A 16,846-nucleotide genomic window follows, 5' to 3' on the forward strand; every position below is an offset into this window, starting at 1 on the left:
TTTTTCGTCATCAGCCGCAGGTCATCTGCTCGGGTGGCTGAACCAGTCCGCCCTTCAGGATGGTGTAGAAGTCGGAATTGAAGTTCACGTTCTTGAAATAGTAGCCCTTCGGGCCGGTCTCGTAGATGATGCGGAAATAGACCGTCTGGCCTTCGTTGCGATCCGCGGAGACGACGAGGTACTCCTGCGAGAAGGGCGCCAGGTTGGCGATGCGGTAGACGACGCCGGCTTCCATCCGGAACTTGTCCAGTTCCGGGCGCATGATCGGGCCGAGTTTCGCGCGGTCGGACTCGCCCCACGGGCTGGCCATGACGCCCAGTTGCTCCACCACTGCCTCGGTGCCTTCGCCGAGCGAGGAGGCAAAGGCACAGATTTCCGGCAGTGGATCGCCGGCCATGGCCGTGGCCACCGAGATTTGTGCCCGCGCGGTCGACCCCCAGGTCGCACCCGCTGCCAGAACGACCGCCGCCGCGGTCCATGAACGAGAAAAACGCATTCTGTCCTCCATTGCCTGGACTTGACCCCGGTCCATAATGACATGAGCAGGAACTGAAGCAATGACACGGATCACCGCCATGCAGGTCTTGCCCAGGGGCGTGCGCCACATCCCGGGCTATCTTGACGCAGCCGCGCAGGCGGCACTCGTCGATGACATTCGCGATGTCGTCCGCCGTGCCCCGCTCTACGTCCCCGTCATGCCGCGCAGCGGCCGCCCGATGAGCGTTCGGATGACCAATTGCGGTACGCTCGGCTGGGTTACAGACCGCGAGCGCGGCTACCGGTATCAGCCGCTGCATCCGGTCACCGGGGAAGCCTGGCCACCGATCCCGGACCGCCTGCTCGACCTTTGGAACGAGGTATCCGGCTACCACGCGCCGCCGGAAGCCTGCCTGGTGAACTTCTATGGTGCGGACGCAAAGATGGGCCTGCACCAGGATCGCGACGAACAGGACCTGGCCGCGCCCGTCGTGTCGGTGTCACTGGGCGACACCTGCCTGTTCCGCGTCGGTGGCACGCGCCGCGAGCATCGCACCACGTCCTTCCGGCTGCAGTCCGGCGATGTCGTCGTGCTGGGCGGCGAGGGAAGGCTCAGCTTCCACGGCGTGGACCGCATCTATCCCGATACCTCGGCCCTGTTGAAGATGGGCGGCCGCATCAATCTCACGCTGCGCCGCGTCACCCCGCCCGTGCAGCCGTCGTGACCGGCGCCACGCCCCGGCCCCCCTCCTGTCCGGCCTCCAGCAGGAAGAGCGGCACCTTGCCGGCGCTGAGCGGCCGCGAAATGCCGAACCCCTGCAGGTAGTCGCAGCCCAGCGCGGTCAGCAGCCGCGCCTGCTCATCGGTCTCCACGCCCTCGGCCGTGGTGTTCAGGCCGAGCACGTGGGCCAGCTTCAGGATCGTGTCCAGCATGTCGCGGGCCGCCGGGTCGGTCACCGCCGGGGCGACCAGCGACCGGTCGATCTTCATCTTGTCGAAGGGGAAGCGCAGCAGGTAGGACAATGCCGAGTAGCCGGTACCGAAGTCATCGAGCGAAATCGAGACGCCGAGCGCCTTCAGCTCACCGATCTGGTTGAGCACCGATGCCGTGTTAATGAGGCACGTGCTCTCGGTGATTTCCAGTTCCAGCCGCTCGGCCGGCAGCCCGGTTTCGCGCAGGGTCGCGGTCACGTAGTCGACGATCGAGCCTGCCTGCAATTGCTGCGGCGAGAGGTTGACGGCAAGCTTGACTCCGGCCGGCCAGTTGGCCGCGAAGCTGCAGGCCTGGCGCAGCACCGTGTTGCCGATGGCCCCGATCATCCCGATCCGTTCGGCCACGGGGATGAATTCGGCCGGCGGCACATCGCCGAGATCGGGATGCGTCCAGCGGGCCAGGGCCTCGAAACCGCTGATCCGGCCATCCCTGGCATCCTGGAACGGCTGGAACGCCACGGTGATCTGGTCCATGTCGACCGAGGCGCGCAGTTCCCGCTCGATGAACCGCCGCCGCCGCAGGGTCTCGTCCATGGCCGCTTCGTAGAACCGGTAGCCCGCCTTGCCCTCGTCCTTGGTGCGGTAGAGCGCGAGGTCGGCCCGGTTTAGCCACTCCGCAGTATCCCGGTTGCCGGAATCGGCGAAGGCGATGCCGATCGACACCGAGATCTTCAGGATCGAGCCGTCGATGACGTAGGGCTTGCTGACCCGGTCGACGACGCGCTTGGCGAGATACGCGGCCTGCTGCCGGGTCCTTGCCTTGATGGAAAGGATGGCGAATTCGTCGCCGCCGAAACGGGCGACCATGCCGTCCGGGCCGGTCGCCTTTTCCAGGCGCTGGGCAACCTCACCCAGCAGGCGGTCGCCCATGCCGTGGCCGAACTGGTCGTTGACGGCCTTGAACCCGTCCAGATCGAGGTAGAACAGGCTCCCATGCCCCGGTTTCTCCAGGCAGATATCCAGCCGCTTGGTGAAGCTCGCCCGGTTCATCAGTCCCGTCAGCGGATCGTGCCAGGCGAGGTAGGCGATCTGCTCCTCGGCCTTCTGGATGTCGGTCACGTCGGAGGCAACCCCGCGATAACCGGCGAAGATGCCCTCCTCGTCGCGCATGGGCTTGCCGGAAAGGCTGATCCAGACCGCTCCTTCCGGCCCGTCGAACCCGGCCACGAGGTTGCGGAACGGCTCGCGCGACCGGAACAGCCAGCGAAGCCGCGCCAGCGTGCGGCGGTTGGCTCCCAGGGCATCCGGCGCGAGCATGTCGGTTTCCAGGGCCAATGGCAGCCCGATATGCTCGAGCAATTGCCGGCCGCCGCGCACGATCGTCCCGTTGGCGTCGGTTTCCCAGAGCCAGTCGCGGGCGCCCTCGGAAAAGTCCGACAGCAGCATCGAGATCGTCTCGGATTGCTCCTTGATCTTTTCCGATGCGATCCGGTTGTTGACGAAGGCCACCGATGCCGCCTTTCCGGCGCGGATCAGGGTGAGGCCGTAGATCGACAGAAGCGTTGCCAGGATGAGGTCGTAGACGGTGCCGCTCACGCCGAGCGCGGTCAGCGTTCCCGCGAGGATGCCGAGGATCCAGGCCGTCATCGCCGAAGGCGCGACATACAGGGTGAGACAGCCGCCGCCGATCATGCCGGCAACCAGGGCGGTGACGATATTGCGAAGCTCGGGGCCGGCATTCGGCCACACCAGGATCGGCAGGAGGCCCCAGAGGATACCGAGGAGGCCGGCGTTGCGCGTCAGCCTGACGAGGCTGACGACGGAGGTGCGCAGCCGGGGCGGCCGGTGATGCCGCACCCACCATTCTGCAAGCGCCAATACGCCGAGAGCCACGGCCAGGCCGTACCAGACGAGCAGCAGCAAGGGATCGCAATGGCCGGCTGCGAAGGCGGCAACGATCGTCGCGTTGACGATGTTCACCACCATCATGTGGGGCGTGAGGGTCAGGATGGTTTCCATCTGGCCCGCCCGTGCGCGCGCGACGAGGTCCGGCGGCAGCGGGCCATCGGCCGGCAGATGGCCGCACCAATCGGTCAGCCGTGCGCGTGCTCGTTTGAAAAGCAAGTCGGTCCACCCCCGTGATCCGGATGGTCCTGACAGATTTTCCTTACTTCGCCGTTATCAAGTCTCGCGCAATGCGAATGAAATGCCCATATCTGTTGGCATGAACACGAACATGCACGCCCGTCTCGATCTCCTGGAACAGGAACGGCACCGGTCGCTGAACCGGCTGCATACCTGGCTTCTTGTCACCGGCTCCCTGGGTCTCCTGGGCGTGACGGCCCTGATTTTCGCCGGCTGGACCGGCGTCGTCCTGGCGCTGCTGTTCGGCGCCGTCGCCCTGTCGGCCATGCAGCAGGTCAGCCCGCGCCTCGTCCTGTCCATGTACAAGGCGCGCGAGGCCGGCCCGTCGCTGTTCCCGGCCGGGCACCGGATCATGGCCGAGCTGGCGCAGCGCGCCGCCCTTCCGGCGGTGCCCAAGCTCTATATCGTGCCGTCGCGCATGATGAACGCCTTTGCCGTCGGGCGGCCGGAGGACAGCGCCGTGGCAATCACCGACGCCCTGGCGCGCGCGCTGAGCGAACGCGAGCTGGCCGGCGTGCTCGCCCACGAGGTCAGCCACATCGCGCACGAAGACCTCAAGGTCATGGCGCTGGCCGATATCGTCACGCGCTACACCTCGGCCATGTCGACCGCCGGCTTCTTCCTGCTGTTTTTCAACCTCTTCGGCGGCGGCCTGCCCTGGCTGGCCATCCTGCTGCTGATGGCGGCCCCGACCATCGGGTCGCTGTTGCAGCTTGCCCTGTCGCGGACCCGCGAGTTCGACGCGGACCTCGGGGCCGCCATGCTGACGGGAGACCCGGACGGCCTGTCCTCTGCGCTGTGGAAGCTTGAGCGGTTCCAGGCACGCCAGTGGGAGGCCATGGTCCTGCCGGGCGGCCGCATGCCTGTTCCCTCCGTCCTGCGCAGTCACCCGGCCACCGCGGAGCGGGTCGCGCGGCTGTCGCGGCTCAACACGACGTCCGGCGGACTGGCCATGCCGATGCCGCCGGTCCGCCGCCGGCGCGGTCCCATGGTGCCCCCGATTCCGCTGGACAGCGGCCGTCACGCCATCGTCGAGGTCGCTCCGGGCCCATGGACCGAGGAGCCGGTCCGCCCGGACTGCCCCGAATGCGAGGAAAAGCCGCGCATCCGCATCCGCCACGGCGGCGTCTGGTGGTAGTGCCGGCCTGATCCGGCGCAGTCAGACCGTTTCCCAGCGCCCGCTGTCGCCGGCCCGGAAGATGGCGTCGATCACCGCCTGGTTCTTCACCGAGTCTTCCAGTGTGAACACCGCCTCGTCTTCCCCGCGCGCCGCCCGCACGAAGGCTTCGGCCATCAGCTTGTACTGGCGCACCCGCGGAAAGCGGAATACCTCGCTGCGTTGGCGCGACTGGTCGTGCAGCCAGACCTCGGCCATGCCGTAGTCCGGCGGGTTGAACGGGGCGGGAACCTCGATATGGCCCTTCTCGCCGTGGAACACCATCGACTGACGCAGGGCCATCTGCGTCGAACAGTAGAAGGTCAGCGAGAATTCGCCGAAATCGGCGGTCACATTGGCATATCGGTCGGTGCCGAAGCCCGGGTCGCGCTCCACTTCGGCCCGCACCCGGCGCGGCTCCTGCGCCGTCGCCAGGCGGGTCGTCACCGTCGGGTAGACGCCGATGTCCGGCAATCCGCCGCCACCGAGATCGCGCTGGTTCCGCATGTTCGCCGGGTCGGTGTTGTAATAGGTGAAAACGCCCTGCACCTGCCTGAGACGGCCGATCGCGCCTTCCTCGATCAGGGCGCTGACGGTGCGCCACTGCGGATGGTAGCGCACCATGAAGGCTTCCGAGATCAGCTTGCCGGTCTCTTCGCGCAGGGCGATCAGCGGCCGGATGTCATCCGCCTTGAGGGCAAGCGGCTTTTCCACCAGCACATGCTTGCCGGCCTTGGCTGCCCTGGCGGCCCATTCCACGTGCTGCGACGTGACCACCGGAATATAAACGCCGTCGACGGCATCGCTGGCAAGCAGGGCGTCGTAGGAATCGAAGGCATGGGGCGCTCCGAACCGCTGCGCCATCGCCTCGGCCTTGTCCCGGCTGCGCGAGGCAATCGCGGCGACCACCCCGTTCTCGCTGTCACAAAGGGCCGGGATCACCTGTTCGCTCGCGATCCGGGCTGCCGACAGAATTCCCCAGCGAAACATCCCGCCCGTCCTCGCCGTCAGGGCTCGAAACCGTCGACGATCACCATGTCGGCATCCGCGACCGTCTGCCGGATCGCCTTGGCCTTCTGGTACTGCTCCGAATAGTAGCATTCGCGCGCCGCCGCCAGGCTCGGGAACTCGATGATCACGTTGCGCGGCCGGTCGCTGCCTTCCAGCGTTTCATAGGTGCCGCCGCGCGCCAGGAAGCGTGCGCCGTATTGCTCGAAGGCCGGGCGCGCCGTCGCCACGTAGTCCTGGTAGCGTTCCGGGTCACGCACGGTCACGCGTGCGATCCAGTATCCTTTTGCCATTCCATTTTCCTCCCGCTTTCAACTGCTTAACCGGCAGCCATTTCGGCTAGGATAGCCTCGGCTGCCGCCTTCCTGTCAACTGCCGCCGCCACCGGCCGCCCGACGACGAGGTGGCTGGCGCCTTCCGAAATCGCGATGCCGGGCGTGACCACGCGCTTCTGGTCGCCGTGGTCGGATCCGGCCGGCCGGATACCCGGCGTCACCACGGCCATGCCGTCCCCGGCGATGGAGCGGACCAGCCGCGCCTCTGCCGCCGAGCAGACGATCCCGCCCATCCCGGCCTCGCGGGCCTGGCGGGCGCGCCGTTCCACCAGCGTCCGGGCATCGCAGGCATAGCCCGCGTCTTCGAGATCCGCGTCGTCCATCGAGGTGAGAACCGTCACGCCGAGCAGGCACAGACCGGACCCGGCTGCCGCCTCGACGGCCGCCCGCATGGCCTTGGGATAGGCATGAACGGTGAGCATGGTGACGCCCATCTTCGCCACGTTCTCCACGCCCTTGGCGATCGTATTGTCGATGTCCAGCAGCTTCATGTCGAGAAACACCTTGCGCCCGTCGGCCACGAGGTCGCGGGCGAGCGGCAGTCCGCCGGCGAAGGCGAGCTGGTAACCGATCTTGTAGAAGCGGACGCTGTCGCCCAGTTCCGCGACGGCAGCCTCGGCCTCGGCCACGGTGGGCACGTCGAGCGCCACGATCAGGCGGTCTTTCATGGTCGCGGGCTGTGTCATCGGCTTGGGTCCTCGGCTGGCTGATCCTCGTCACCGCCTTTTGTCACCCGTGCGGCCGGCGGGCAAGCGGTCTTGTCACCGGCGCGTGAAAGCCGCGCAATACTCCATCAGCGCCCGGCAGGTCGTCTCAAGCAGCGGCTGGCCGGTGTCCGCCTTCAGCAGGCCCGAAGAAGGCTCGAAGGCCTTCGATGCCTGGCGGACGGCCGTCTGCTCGGTGAGGATGTGGCAGCCGCAGTTCATCAGCACCGCGCGGACATGGTAAAGGCCGCGAATGCCGCCCAGCATGCCGTTGGATGCCGCGCCGAGCGCCACGGGCTTGCCCTTCCAGGGCTTCAGCGCCGTGGCGCCGTCCGCCGAGATCCGGCTGATCCAGTCGATCGTGTTCTTCAGCAGCGGTGGGATCGATGCGTTGTACTCGGGGCAGGCGATGAACACCCCGTCGTGCGCGGCGATCAGGCGACCCAGCTTCATCGCGTTCTCAGGAATGCCCGAGGCCTTCTCGAGGTCCTCGTCCATGATCGGCAGCGGGTAGTCCGCGAGCGATATGCGGGTCACGTCGGCGCCCGCTTCAGCCAGGGTCTTCATGGCCGCGTCGGCCAGTTGCCCGTTGAACGATCCGCTTCGGATCGAGCCGGAAAAGACGAGGATTTTCGGAATCATGACTGGTCCTGCACGCCGGATTTCACACAACCGGGATATGGTGCGCTTGTCGCGTGCTGCAAGTGCCGGTCAGTCGCCGCGGCGATAGATCCACAGGTTTGCGGGCGGCACGTTGCGCAGCACGAAATCATGGTGCCGCATCGAGAAATTGCCGCGCCCCGGGGCAACGGGCGATTTCGGCCCGTAGGTGATCTGCATGACGGGCCGGCCGGCCGGAATCCGGTTCAGCAGGTCTTCCACCAGCGCAATCCGCCGGTCCATCGGGAAATTGAGCATCGGCACGGCCGAGATGACGCAGTCGAATACCGTGTCCTTCGCCGCGCCCAGCGTCGTGTCCAGGTCGAAGGCGTCGCCGTGGATGAAGTTCACGCCGGGAATCTCGGCCTTCAGGTGCTCGTAGAAATCCTCGGAATATTCCACCGAGTAGAGGTCTTCCGGCCTGATGCCCCGCTCCAGGATCGCGCGGGTGATCGGACCGGTGCCCGGCCCGAGTTCGAGAACGGGCAGGCCGCTGTCCGGCTGGACGACGGAGGCCATCGACCGGGCGCAGATCTTGCTGGTCGGCGTGACCGAGCCGACGGCCTTGGCGTTGTCCATCCAGCCGCGGAAGAACTTGAAGTCCTCGTCGAACTGGCTGAGAAACTTGCGGATTCCCAGGGGAAGGGCCATCGGTCGGTTCTCCGTAACTTCGGGCTGTTCCCCGCCCACGTGATTTGCCGCCAATATGGCCCGGCGCGACAGGATTTCCAAGTGCCGGAATATCCGGCAAGGCCATCGGTTGCCGCGTCTACTCGCCGAGCGAGTCGAAGAAATCCTTCATCCGCGAGAAGAACCCTGCCGATTGCGGACTGTTGTCCTTCGACGAGATTTCCTCGAATTCCTGCAGCAGTTCACGCTGCCGCTTGGAGAGATTCTGCGGTGTCTCGACCACAACCTGGATGTAGAGATCGCCCAGGTTCGGCTGGCGCAACACGGGCATGCCCTTGCCCTTCAGGCGGAAGCGCTTGCCGTTCTGCGTGCCTTCGGTGACCTTCACCCGCGCCTGACTGCCGTCCAGCGTCGTGACGTCGAACTGGCCGCCGAGCGCCGCCGTCGTCATCGAGATCGGCACGGAGCAGAACAGGTCCGCGCCGTCGCGCTGGAAGAATTCGTGCGGCTTGACCGACAGGAATATGTAGAGGTCGCCGGACGGCCCGCCGCGCATGCCCGCTTCGCCCTCGCCGGCAAGCCGGATCCGGGTCCCGTCCTCGATGCCGGCGGGAATGTTGACCGACAGGGAGCGCTCTTCCGTCACCCGGCCGGCACCGGAACACTTGGGGCAAGGGTCCTTGATGGTTTGCCCGCGGCCCTGGCAGGTCGGGCACGTCCGCTCGATGGAAAAGAAGCCCTGGCTTGCCCGCACGCGCCCCGCGCCGCCGCAGGTGGCGCAGGTTTCCGGCTGTGTGCCGGGCTTGGCGCCCGAACCCGAGCATTCGTCGCAGGAAATCGACGTCGGCACCCGGATTTGCGCCGTCTTGCCCTGGAAGGCTTCCTCCAGCGTGATGTCCATGTTGTAGCGCAGGTCGGCGCCGCGTTCGCGGCCACCGGAGCGGCGACGCCCGCCGCCCATCATCTCGCCGAAGATGTCCTCGAAGATGTCGGCGAAACCACCGCCGCCGAAACCGCCGGCCGCGCCGCCGCCACCCATGCCGTTCTCGAAGGCCGAGTGGCCGAAACGGTCATAGGCCGCGCGCTTCTGCGGGTCCTTGAGCACTTCGTAGGCTTCGCCCACTTCCTTGAACTTGCGTTCAGCCTCTTCGTCGCCCGGGTTGCGGTCGGGGTGATACTGCATGGCGAGCTTGCGGAAGGCGCTTTTCAGCTCCTTCTCGTCGGCGCCGCGCGCCACGCCGAGGGTCTCGTAGAAATCGGCCTTGGCCATGGGTCAGGCGTTCCTGTTGAACGGTTACGTCATCCGCAGGATTGGCCGGTATCGCACGCCGGGCTTGCCTTGGCGAACCCGGGCGAAGCCGGCTGTCCCTGCCGCGATGCAAGAGGCCGGCGGATTGACCGCCGGCCTTTCATCTTGCTGCCGGATCAGGCCGACTTCTTGTCGTCGTCGATTTCCTCGAAATCGGCGTCGACCACGTCGTCGTCCTTGGCCGCGTCGGCTTTGGCGTCCGTCTCCGCGCTCTCGGCCTGCTGGGCTTCGTACATCGCCTGGCCGAGTTTCATCGAGGCTTCCGCCAGCGCCTGGCTCTTGGCCTTGATGGCCTCGCCGTCGTCGCCTTCCAGCGCGGTCTTCAGGTCGGCAATGGCATCCTCGATGGCCTTGCGGTCATCCTCGGAAACCTTGTCGCCATAGTCCTTGAGCGACTTCTCGGCCGAATGGACCAGCGCTTCGCCCTGGTTCTTGGCCTCGACATTCTCGCGCCGCTTCTTGTCGGCCTCGGCATTGGCCTCGGCGTCCTTGACCATCTTCTCGATGTCGTCGTCGGACAGGCCGCCGGATGCCTGGATGCGGATCTGGTGCTCCTTGCCGGTGCCCTTGTCCTTGGCCGAGACGTTGACGATGCCGTTGGCGTCGATGTCGAACGTGACCTCGATCTGCGGCACGCCGCGCGGTGCCGGCGGGATGCCGACCAGGTCGAACTGGCCGAGCAGCTTGTTGTCGGCCGCCATCTCGCGCTCGCCCTGGAAGACCCGGATCGTCACGGCGTTCTGGTTGTCCTCGGCCGTGGAGAAGGTCTGGCTCTTCTTCGTCGGGATCGTCGTGTTGCGCTCGATCAGGCGGGTGAACACGCCGCCCAGCGTCTCGATGCCCAGCGACAGCGGGGTCACGTCGAGCAGCAGGACGTCCTTGACGTCACCCTGCAGCACGCCGCCCTGGATGGCCGCGCCCATGGCGACGACCTCGTCCGGGTTGACGCCCTTGTGCGGTTCCTTGCCGAAGAACTGCTTCACCACTTCCTGGATCTTGGGCATGCGGGTCATGCCGCCGACCAGGACCACCTCGTCGATCTCGCCGGCCGACAGGCCCGCGTCCTTGAGCGCCGCCTTGCAGGGCGCGATCGTGCGCTGCACGAAATCGTCGACCAGGCTTTCGAACTTGGCGCGCGTCAGCTTGATCGCCAGGTGCTTCGGGCCGGAGGCGTCGGCGGTGATGTAGGGCAGGTTGATCTCGGTCTGCGACGAAGACGACAGCTCGATCTTGGCCTTTTCCGCCGCTTCCTTGAGGCGCTGCAGGGCCAGCTTGTCGTTCTTCAGGTCGATGCCCTGGTCCTTCTTGAACTCCTCGGCCAGGTATTCCACCAGCCGCATGTCGAAGTCCTCGCCGCCCAGGAAGGTGTCGCCGTTGGTCGACTTCACCTCGAAGACGCCATCGCCGATTTCCAGGATCGAGATGTCGAACGTGCCGCCGCCAAGGTCATAGACCGCGATGGTCTTGCCGTCGCGCTTGTCGAGGCCATAGGCCAGCGCGGCCGCGGTCGGCTCGTTGATGATGCGCAGCACTTCCAGGCCGGCGATCTTGCCGGCGTCCTTGGTGGCCTGGCGCTGGGCGTCGTTGAAGTAGGCCGGTACGGTGATCACCGCCTGCTCGACCTTCTCGCCGAGATAGGATTCGGCGGTTTCCTTCATCTTCTGGAGCACCATCGCGGAGATCTGCGACGGCGAATACTTCTCGCCCGACACCTCGACCCAGGCATCGCCGTTGCTGCCTTCGACGATCTTGTAGGGAACGAGCTTCTTGTCCTTCTCCACCGTCGGGTCGGAATAGCGGCGGCCGATCAGGCGCTTGACCGCGAACACGGTGCCTTCCGGATTGGTGACCGCCTGGCGCTTGGCCGGCTGGCCCACGAGGCGCTCGCCTTCGCCGGAGAAGGCGACGATCGAAGGCGTCGTGCGCGCGCCCTCGGAATTCTCGATGACCTTGGCGTCCTTGCCGTCCATGACGGCGACGCAGGAATTCGTGGTGCCCAGGTCGATACCAATAACTTTAGCCATGTTGTCTCTCCGTTTAGCAGGCCGCCGGGACCCATGGTTCAGGCGTTCCGATGGCGGCCCCCGTTGAAGTTCGCCGGCGCGGCGAAGCGGCATTTCCCCGACGCGTCCGGTGTTGCGGCGTATATAAGAAGGGCGATTTTGCTGCGCAAGGCTGCTTTGCCGCTGTTTGCATGTTGCAGCCGAACTTTGCGCCGCCCTGAACCGGCGGAACCGGCGCCGTTTGCATCGGCTGGGGCGCTATCCGGCCCAGAAGATGTCCTCGCCCGCATCCAGCGCCGCGCGGCTGCCGCTGGCGAAGGGGGCGAGCCAGCCGGCCACCTGCGGCAGTTCGAAATCGAAGAAATAGGTCATCGCCGCCTGTTTGCCACGGGCAAGTGATTCGCTGACGCTGCCGGCCTCGGCGGCGCGTTTCGCTGCCACCGCCTGGTCCAGCCATTGCCAGGCCACGACGGTATGGCCGAAGGCAAAGAGCAGCGGCGTGGCATTGGCGAAGGCGGTGTCCGGGCTGCCGGCCTGCTGCGCGATCGCCTCCGATACCGTGGCCATGGCCTGGCCGAGCGCGGCCACCTGCCGGTCGAAGCCGCCGGCCTTCGCCGCAGCGTCCATCGTCGCCGCCACGCGCCGGGCCAGCAGTTGCAGGCCTTCGCCCTTGTCGGCCAGGATCTTGCGCCCGATCAGGTCCATCGCCTGAATGCCGGTCGTTCCCTCGTGGATCGGGTTCAGGCGGTTGTCGCGGTAGAGCTGCTCGACGTCGAAGTCGCGCGTGTAGCCGTAGCCTCCGTGGCACTGGATGGCGAGCGAATTGGCCAGTGGCCCGTACTCGGAAGGAAAGGTCTTGTTGATCGGCGTGAGCAGCGCCAGCAGGCTTTCCGATTCCGCCCGGGCGCTCTCGTCCTCGTTGGAGTGGATGTCGTCGACCAGCCTTGCCGAGTAGAGGCACAGGGCGAGGGCGCCTTCCGCATAGGCCTTCTGCGCCAGCAGCATGCGCCGGATGTCGGCATGGGCGACCAGCGGCACCTGGTCGGGCGCGTGGCGGTCGCCGGGAATGCGGCCCTGGCGCCGTTCGTGGGCGTATTGCGAGGAAAGCAGGTAGCCCCGCCAGGCCTGGGCCGCCGCGCCGAGTCCGACGCCGATGCGCGCCTCGTTCATCATCAGGAACATGATCGCCAGGCCTTCGCCGGCTTCGCCGATCAGCCAGCCCGCCGCGCCCGCCCGGCCCATCGGCCGGTATTGCGCGCCTTCGCCGAAATTCAGCAGGCAATTGGTCGTCCCGCGATAGCCCATCTTGTGGTTGAGACCGGCCACGACGACGTCGTTGCGGGTGATCTCGCCGGCGACCTCGGCCGGGATGCGCTTCGGCACCGCGAAGATGGAAATGCCCTTCGTGCCTGCCGGCAGCTTGCCGTCAGGCCCGGGGATCTTGGCCAGCACCAGGTGGCAGATATCATCGGTGATGTCGTGATCGCCACCCGAAATCCACATCTTGCGCCCGGTCAGGCGGTAGCGGTGTCCCAGCGCATCGTCGCAATCGAAATCCGCCCGGGTGGTGATGTCGCCGAGCGACGAGCCGGCCTGCGGTTCCGACAGGCACATCGTGCCCAGCGACCGGCCTTCCAGTTGCGGCCGCGCGAAATGGTCGATCAGCGTGTCCGATCCTCGCGTCATCAGCACGCGCGTGTTACCGGTCGACAGCATCGGATAGCCGCCGGCCGCCACGTTCCCGGCCTGGATGAACACCTTGGCCGCACTGGCGACCAGGTGCGGCAATTGCATGCCCCCCTGTTCGGCCGGGAAGCTGGCCAGCTGGAACCCGGCATCCAGATAGGCCTGCACCGCCTTGCGGATCAGCGGATGCACGCTCACCGTGCCGTCCTGCTTCAGTTCCGGCTCGTCCCGGTCCCCGGGCTTGAACGACGGCAGGAACTCGTTTTCCGCGATCTTCTCGGCCAGGTCGAGGAAGGCGTCGAAGGTTTCCCGCGAATGGTCCCCGTACCGCGGCCGCGCCGTCAGCGCGCTGGCGTCGAGCCAGTCGTGGACAAGGAAATCGATGGCGGCGCGATCGAATGCCGGCATGCTGCAGCCTCCCGTGATGCAAGCGGGCCCTGGCCCCGCTCATGGGGGCGGATGGTAGGGAGCGGACCGCTGTCCTGTCAACAACAACATACTCGGTAGTATGTCCGGCATGCGACGTGACGTCCCTACGTCGGAAGGTGCGCTTGACACTACTATGCCCCATAACATTTTATGGCCGGTAAGGCGGGCCACAAGGAGCCCGCTTGCTGCAAGGGAGGTACCCGGCATGAAGAAATGGACCATTTTGCTGGCGGCAGCCGCCGCCGGCCTCGTTGCATCCGCGTCTGCCAGGGCGCAGGAAGTGACGCTGAAGCTGCACCAGATGCTGCCCGCCCAGGCCACGATCCCGGCAAAGGCCCTGGCTCCCTGGGCCGACAAGGTGATGAAGGAATCCAACGGCCGGATCAAGATCGACCTTTATCCGTCCATGCAGCTCGGCGGCAAGCCGCCGGAACTGGTGGACCAGCTTCGTGATGGCGTCATCGACCTGACCTGGACCGTCATCGGCTACACGCCGGGCCGCTTCCCCTCCACCGAGGCTTTCGAGCTGCCGTTCATGATGACCAACGGCGAGCAGACCTCCAAGGCTTTCCACGAGTACTGCATGAAGTACTGTACGGAGGACTTCAAGGACTACCACGTCATCGCCTGGCACACCCATGGCCCGGGCCTGATCCACTCCAAGGATCCGGTCAAGAGCCTGGAGGACATGAAGGGCATGAAGCTGCGCGGCGGCACCCGCGTGGTCAACCAGATGCTCGAGAAGCTCGGCGCCGTTCCGGTCGGCATGCCGGTGACGGCGGTTGCCGAGGCCCTGTCCAAGGGCGTCATCAACGGCACCACCATTCCCTTCGAAGTGGCACCGGCCTTCAAGGTGGACGAGATCGTCACCAACATCACCGGCTTCGCCGGCAAGAACGGTCTCTACACGGCCACCTTCGTGTTCGCCATGAACAAGGATTCCTACGACAAGCTGCCGGATGACCTGAAGAAGGTCATCGACGACAATTCCGGCATCGAGACGGCGGGCATGTTCGGTGCGGCCATGGACGCCGGCGACGTGCGAGGACGTGAGATCGCGGAGAAGAACGGCGACGACATCATCACCCTGGACGAGGCCGAGACGCAGCGCTGGAAGGATATCGCCAGCCCGCTCGTCGATGCCTGGGCCAAGGAAATGGATGCCGGCGGCCGCCCGGGAACCGAGATGGTCAACTACGCCCGCGAGATGCTGGACAAGTATTCCGCCCAGTAAGCGTGGTGATCCCTCACCGGACAGGAAAACCCGGGCCAGGTGCCCGGGTTTTTTCGTGGCCGCGACACTTGGTTCAGGCCTGCGATTCGCGCTCCTTCGCCCGCGCCAGGGCCGGCCGGGACAGCACGCGGTCGAGGTAGGCGTTGACCGTCTCCGGCACGATCTCGAACTTCGCCCCGCGGGCCCACGTGCCGATATGGCCAAGCAGCACGTCGACGGCCGAAAATCGGTCGCCGAGCGCGAACGTGCTATCGCCCAGGCGGCGCGCCAGCGCCTTCACGTCACGGGTGAATTCCCAGGCGCACCACGGCCCGACATCCACCCGCAGCTCTTCCGGCAGCAGCATGCGGTGTTTCAGCTTGTTCCAGAGCGGCGCCTCCAGCTCCGACTGGGCGAAATGCACCCAGCTGTCGATCTGCGCCCGTTCGGCCAGCGAACGCGAACCGAAGCCCTTGTCGGCGTGCTTCTCGCCCAGGTACACGCAGATCGCCGCCGAATCGGTCAGCTTCAGGTCGCCGTCGATCAGCGCCGGGATGCGTCCCGACGGATTGTAGATGCGCGCCGTTTCCGACTGCGGCTTGGCTTTCTCGATGGTGTAGTCCTGCTCCAGCTCTTCCAGCATCCACAGAACCCGGGTCATGCGCGAACCCGGTGATCCGATCACCGTGTACATGGTCGTCCTCCCTTGCGATTGATGGTGTTGAAACCTGCGGGGTCAACCGCCGGATTTTTCGAAAGCCGCATCCACCGGCACCTGCATGGCGTTGGCCAGGTGGTTGGTCTTGCCGGCCAGCGCGATGACCTTCAGGAGGTCGCCGTACTGGGCGTCGGTCATGCCCTTCGCCCTGGCCGAGGCCGTGTGCGAATGGGCGCAATAGCTGCAGCCGTTGGCCGCCGAGACCGCGATGTAGATCATCTCGCGGGTCAGCGGGTCCAGCGGCCCCGGTGCCGTCATGACCGATTTCACCTCTTCCCACGTGCTCCTGAGCAATGCCGGATCGGCGGCAAGCGCCAGCCAGAAATTGTTGATGAAGTCGGAGCCGCGTGTCGTGCGGATGTCGTCGTAGACCGCGCGAACCGCGTCACTTGCCTCGTCGTAGGATATCAGCCGGACAGTCGACATGCCGGTTTCCTCCTCCATGGTGGGTGCAGGCGGTCGTGAAGCATGGATTGACGCCGGCATGGATGCGGCACGATAGCAGGTTGCGTGAATCGGGAAAGCCGGGAAATCGCGTTCCGGTGACGCTGCGTTTCGCACACGCGCCTTGCTTGCGCTCTTGTGATTTGGGCGCCAGGCGTTACCTCTTTCGCCCAGGCAACAATGCAGAAGGATTATTCCCATGACCGACCTGTCGGCCTTCCGGATCACCGAGCGCTGGCCCGCCGTCCATCCGGACCGCATTCAGCTCTATTCTTTCCCCACGCCCAATGGCATCAAGGTGTCCGCCATGCTGGAGGAGACGGGGCTGCCATACGAGCCGCACACGGTGTCGTTCGGCCGCAACGACCAGACCACGCCGGAATTCCTGTCGCTCAATCCCAACAACAAGATACCCGCGATCATCGATCCCGACGGGCCGGGCGGCAAGCCGCTGCCCTTGTTCGAATCCGGCGCCATCCTGATCTACCTCGCCGAGAAGTCGGGAAAATTCATGTCCGCCGATCCGGCCACCCGCTACGAGACGATCCAGTGGCTCATGTTCCAGATGGGCGGCCTGGGCCCGATGTTCGGCCAGCTCGGCTTCTTCTACAAGTTCGCCGGCAAGGACATCGACGATCCCCGCCCGCTCGAACGCTATGCCGGCGAGACCGAGCGCCTGCTGAAAGTGCTGGAGCAGCGCCTTGACGGGCGCGACTACATCATGGGCGACGACTACACGATCGCCGACATCGCCGCCTGGCCGTGGGTCCGCACCGTGCGCGATTTCTACGAGGCCGGGGACCTGGTGAAACTGCCGGCCTGCCCCAACGTCGTGGCCTGGCTGGACCGCTGCCTGGCCCGCCCGGCCAGCCAGGCCGCGCTCAATATCCCGCCGCGCGAGTGACATCAGCGGCAAGGCCGGCGGAACAGGGGCGGGGGCTGCGGCTTTCCGCCCTTTTTGCGACCCCGGGCGTCGCCACTTTGCATTGCCCCGCC

16 protein-coding genes are annotated in these 16,846 nt (G+C 66.0%); 4 read left to right on the plus strand and 12 right to left on the minus strand.

Features of this window, described 5'->3' with window-relative positions; all coding sequences use genetic code 11:
• Positions 1-10 precede the first annotated feature (10 nt).
• Positions 11-496: a hypothetical protein gene (locus tag CSC94_RS03000; RefSeq protein ID WP_099303558.1), complete on the minus strand. Its 486-nt coding sequence runs from the start codon at positions 494-496 to the stop codon at positions 11-13.
• A 79-nt stretch (positions 497-575) separates the two neighbouring features.
• On the opposite strand from CSC94_RS03000, the gene CSC94_RS03005 reads away from it, so the two are divergent.
• Complete coding sequence (locus CSC94_RS03005) at positions 576-1,202, plus strand: alpha-ketoglutarate-dependent dioxygenase AlkB family protein (protein ID WP_099303990.1); 627 nt, start codon at positions 576-578, stop codon at positions 1,200-1,202.
• Here the strand turns inward: CSC94_RS03005 and CSC94_RS03010 are convergent.
• Positions 1,177-3,534 (minus strand): putative bifunctional diguanylate cyclase/phosphodiesterase, encoded by a 2,358-nt coding sequence (locus tag CSC94_RS03010; RefSeq protein WP_099303560.1) that lies wholly within the window; start codon positions 3,532-3,534, stop codon positions 1,177-1,179. The two genes, CSC94_RS03005 and CSC94_RS03010, sit on opposite strands and share 26 nt — an antisense overlap.
• Positions 3,535-3,616: 82 nt before the next feature.
• On the opposite strand from CSC94_RS03010, the gene CSC94_RS03015 reads away from it, so the two are divergent.
• On the plus strand, positions 3,617-4,693 hold the full coding sequence (locus tag CSC94_RS03015; RefSeq protein ID WP_245408231.1) for a zinc metalloprotease HtpX: 1,077 nt from the start codon (positions 3,617-3,619) through the stop codon (positions 4,691-4,693).
• Positions 4,694-4,714: 21 nt separating this feature from the next.
• On the opposite strand, the gene CSC94_RS03020 is transcribed toward CSC94_RS03015, so the two are convergent.
• The 8 genes from CSC94_RS03020 to CSC94_RS03055 all read right to left on the minus strand — a co-directional run bounded on the left by CSC94_RS03020 (position 4,715) and on the right by CSC94_RS03055 (position 13,454).
• Positions 4,715-5,701, minus strand: a complete 987-nt coding sequence (locus tag CSC94_RS03020; RefSeq protein WP_099303562.1) for a Gfo/Idh/MocA family protein — start codon at positions 5,699-5,701, stop codon at positions 4,715-4,717.
• Between the two features lie 17 nt (positions 5,702-5,718).
• Positions 5,719-6,012, minus strand: coding sequence for a DUF1330 domain-containing protein (locus tag CSC94_RS03025; protein WP_099303564.1), 294 nt, complete (start codon positions 6,010-6,012; stop codon positions 5,719-5,721).
• A gap of 26 nt (positions 6,013-6,038) precedes the next feature.
• Positions 6,039-6,740, minus strand: a complete 702-nt coding sequence (gene pyrF / locus CSC94_RS03030) for an orotidine-5'-phosphate decarboxylase (protein ID WP_245408232.1) — start codon at positions 6,738-6,740, stop codon at positions 6,039-6,041.
• 75 nt (positions 6,741-6,815) lie between these two features.
• Positions 6,816-7,400 (minus strand): NADPH-dependent FMN reductase, encoded by a 585-nt coding sequence (locus tag CSC94_RS03035; RefSeq protein ID WP_099303568.1) that lies wholly within the window; start codon positions 7,398-7,400, stop codon positions 6,816-6,818.
• A gap of 69 nt (positions 7,401-7,469) precedes the next feature.
• Positions 7,470-8,069, minus strand: coding sequence for a phospholipid N-methyltransferase PmtA (gene pmtA / locus CSC94_RS03040; RefSeq protein WP_099303570.1), 600 nt, complete (start codon positions 8,067-8,069; stop codon positions 7,470-7,472).
• A gap of 118 nt (positions 8,070-8,187) precedes the next feature.
• Complete coding sequence (gene dnaJ, locus CSC94_RS03045) at positions 8,188-9,318, minus strand: molecular chaperone DnaJ (protein WP_099303572.1); 1,131 nt, start codon at positions 9,316-9,318, stop codon at positions 8,188-8,190.
• Between the two features lie 155 nt (positions 9,319-9,473).
• Positions 9,474-11,381 (minus strand): molecular chaperone DnaK, encoded by a 1,908-nt coding sequence (dnaK, locus tag CSC94_RS03050; protein ID WP_099303574.1) that lies wholly within the window; start codon positions 11,379-11,381, stop codon positions 9,474-9,476.
• A 237-nt stretch (positions 11,382-11,618) separates the two neighbouring features.
• Positions 11,619-13,454, minus strand: a complete 1,836-nt coding sequence (locus tag CSC94_RS03055) for an acyl-CoA dehydrogenase (RefSeq protein WP_099303576.1) — start codon at positions 13,452-13,454, stop codon at positions 11,619-11,621.
• Positions 13,455-13,680: 226 nt separating this feature from the next.
• Here CSC94_RS03055 and CSC94_RS03060 point away from each other — a divergent pair, with 226 nt between their 5' ends.
• Positions 13,681-14,709: a TRAP transporter substrate-binding protein gene (locus CSC94_RS03060; protein ID WP_099303578.1), complete on the plus strand. Its 1,029-nt coding sequence runs from the start codon at positions 13,681-13,683 to the stop codon at positions 14,707-14,709.
• Positions 14,710-14,782: 73 nt separating this feature from the next.
• Here the strand turns inward: CSC94_RS03060 and CSC94_RS03065 are convergent, their stop codons facing one another.
• Entirely contained in the window at positions 14,783-15,382 is a 600-nt protein-coding gene (locus CSC94_RS03065) for a glutathione S-transferase family protein (RefSeq protein WP_099303580.1), read from the minus strand.
• Between the two features lie 42 nt (positions 15,383-15,424).
• Entirely contained in the window at positions 15,425-15,832 is a 408-nt protein-coding gene (locus CSC94_RS03070; protein ID WP_099303994.1) for a carboxymuconolactone decarboxylase family protein, read from the minus strand.
• Positions 15,833-16,049: 217 nt separating this feature from the next.
• Between CSC94_RS03070 and CSC94_RS03075 the strand changes: the two genes are divergently transcribed.
• Entirely contained in the window at positions 16,050-16,754 is a 705-nt protein-coding gene (locus CSC94_RS03075) for a glutathione S-transferase family protein (protein WP_099303582.1), read from the plus strand.
• Positions 16,755-16,846: the final 92 nt, after the last annotated feature.

The organism is Zhengella mangrovi (assembly GCF_002727065.1).
In the GTDB taxonomy this organism is placed as follows: domain Bacteria; phylum Pseudomonadota; class Alphaproteobacteria; order Rhizobiales; family Rhizobiaceae; genus Zhengella; species Zhengella mangrovi.

Coding starts and splice junctions, on each gene's coding strand:
- CSC94_RS03000 (WP_099303558.1), bottom strand. CDS start 496: ATGCGTTTTTCTCGTTCATGGACCGCGGCGGCGGTCGTTCTGGCAGCG.
- CSC94_RS03005 (WP_099303990.1), top strand. CDS start 576: ATGCAGGTCTTGCCCAGGGGCGTGCGCCACATCCCGGGCTATCTTGAC.
- CSC94_RS03015 (WP_245408231.1), top strand. CDS start 3,617: ATGCCCATATCTGTTGGCATGAACACGAACATGCACGCCCGTCTCGAT.
- CSC94_RS03020 (WP_099303562.1), bottom strand. CDS start 5,701: ATGTTTCGCTGGGGAATTCTGTCGGCAGCCCGGATCGCGAGCGAACAG.
- CSC94_RS03025 (WP_099303564.1), bottom strand. CDS start 6,012: ATGGCAAAAGGATACTGGATCGCACGCGTGACCGTGCGTGACCCGGAA.
- pyrF (WP_245408232.1), bottom strand. CDS start 6,740: ATGACACAGCCCGCGACCATGAAAGACCGCCTGATCGTGGCGCTCGAC.
- CSC94_RS03035 (WP_099303568.1), bottom strand. CDS start 7,400: ATGATTCCGAAAATCCTCGTCTTTTCCGGCTCGATCCGAAGCGGATCG.
- pmtA (WP_099303570.1), bottom strand. CDS start 8,069: ATGGCCCTTCCCCTGGGAATCCGCAAGTTTCTCAGCCAGTTCGACGAG.
- dnaJ (WP_099303572.1), bottom strand. CDS start 9,318: ATGGCCAAGGCCGATTTCTACGAGACCCTCGGCGTGGCGCGCGGCGCC.
- dnaK (WP_099303574.1), bottom strand. CDS start 11,381: ATGGCTAAAGTTATTGGTATCGACCTGGGCACCACGAATTCCTGCGTC.
- CSC94_RS03055 (WP_099303576.1), bottom strand. CDS start 13,454: ATGCCGGCATTCGATCGCGCCGCCATCGATTTCCTTGTCCACGACTGG.
- CSC94_RS03060 (WP_099303578.1), top strand. CDS start 13,681: ATGAAGAAATGGACCATTTTGCTGGCGGCAGCCGCCGCCGGCCTCGTT.
- CSC94_RS03065 (WP_099303580.1), bottom strand. CDS start 15,382: ATGTACACGGTGATCGGATCACCGGGTTCGCGCATGACCCGGGTTCTG.
- CSC94_RS03070 (WP_099303994.1), bottom strand. CDS start 15,832: ATGTCGACTGTCCGGCTGATATCCTACGACGAGGCAAGTGACGCGGTT.
- CSC94_RS03075 (WP_099303582.1), top strand. CDS start 16,050: ATGACCGACCTGTCGGCCTTCCGGATCACCGAGCGCTGGCCCGCCGTC.